The 1,053-nt window shown below is 31.0% G+C and carries 1 protein-coding gene and 1 pseudogene; both read right to left on the bottom strand.

Annotation, left to right across the window (positions count from 1 at the left end; all coding sequences use genetic code 11):
* On the bottom strand, positions 1–719 hold a 719-nt coding region (locus Y10_RS16920), incomplete at its 3' end, for a DUF4249 domain-containing protein (protein WP_281766601.1).
* Positions 720–722: 3 nt separating this feature from the next.
* A pseudogene (locus Y10_RS16915) lies at positions 723–1,053 on the bottom strand (DUF4249 domain-containing protein); the annotation flags it as partial.

Below are 1,053 nucleotides of genomic sequence, written 5' to 3'. Positions count from 1 at the left end.
CTAATGCTATTTTCCGTATTATTAGAGCTTGCAGCTAACAAAATATCCTTAGAATTTTCTGTTTTATAACATGTAGTTATATTTTCTTCTACAGGTACAAGCATTATGTAATACCACATATACTCGCAGTCTAATGCATCATTATAATAAAGTTGATATCCACCCACATTCATTCTTTCTGTAATGGTATAGGGAGTAATAATTTTATGTGTTTCTTCATACTCATACCTACAATATACATTTTCGTTGGTAGTTCCTTTTACATTTGTGTAAACTTGTACACCTTCTGCACCCTGTTGGTTTGTATATGCCTCAGCATATAAATTATCAATGGTTATTTTTTGAGGGGTAGTTTCTTCAGTAGATTCATATTCCCTTCCGTCTTGAGTAATTATATGTAAGCTATATGATGTATTTTCTACTGCTTTAAAAGGCATGTCTGATATATAAGTAGAATCAGTTGCAACTTGACTAAAGTTGAAAATTTGATTGTTGTTGTCTCTTATGTATACGGTAGCATTATTTACATAAACAATAGTGTCTGTATTTAATGGATAGCTATTAGTAAGTTTTACAGTTTGGTATTGTAAACTATCGGTAAGTGTGGCATTCACCACCAATAGCTCTTCAAAAGTTTCAGAAGCTATTGGGTAGGGCTCAGTACATCCTATCAAAAGGATGTTTAAAATTAACGCTGTATGTATTAGTCTTCTCTTCATAATTTAATTTTCCCAAAAATCTGGTTTAACATTCGAGGCAAACGTGGTACAATCTGAACATTCTGGATTTACAATGGTATAGTTGTAATTGTTATAATCAATAAATTGATAATTACGGGTCATTATATATTCATATAGCATAGCTCTTTGATTTGGTTCACCTCTTTTACACAGTTCATCATAGTTCCAAGTAACTACATTGCATTCCGAAAAATAATCAGGTTTTAAATAGTTAAAATCTGAATGATTAAAGAATATTCTTTTTGTTTTAAGGGTAGCCACATTAAAATAGCCAACAACATTCTCATCAGTGTTGCTAGTATTTGTAATATTG

It is taken from the genome of Neptunitalea lumnitzerae (assembly GCF_027924185.1).
GTDB lineage: Bacteria > Bacteroidota > Bacteroidia > Flavobacteriales > Flavobacteriaceae > Neptunitalea > Neptunitalea lumnitzerae.
The sequence above is the reverse complement of the archived record's forward strand: the minus strand, read 5'-3'. Positions and strand labels throughout refer to the sequence as shown.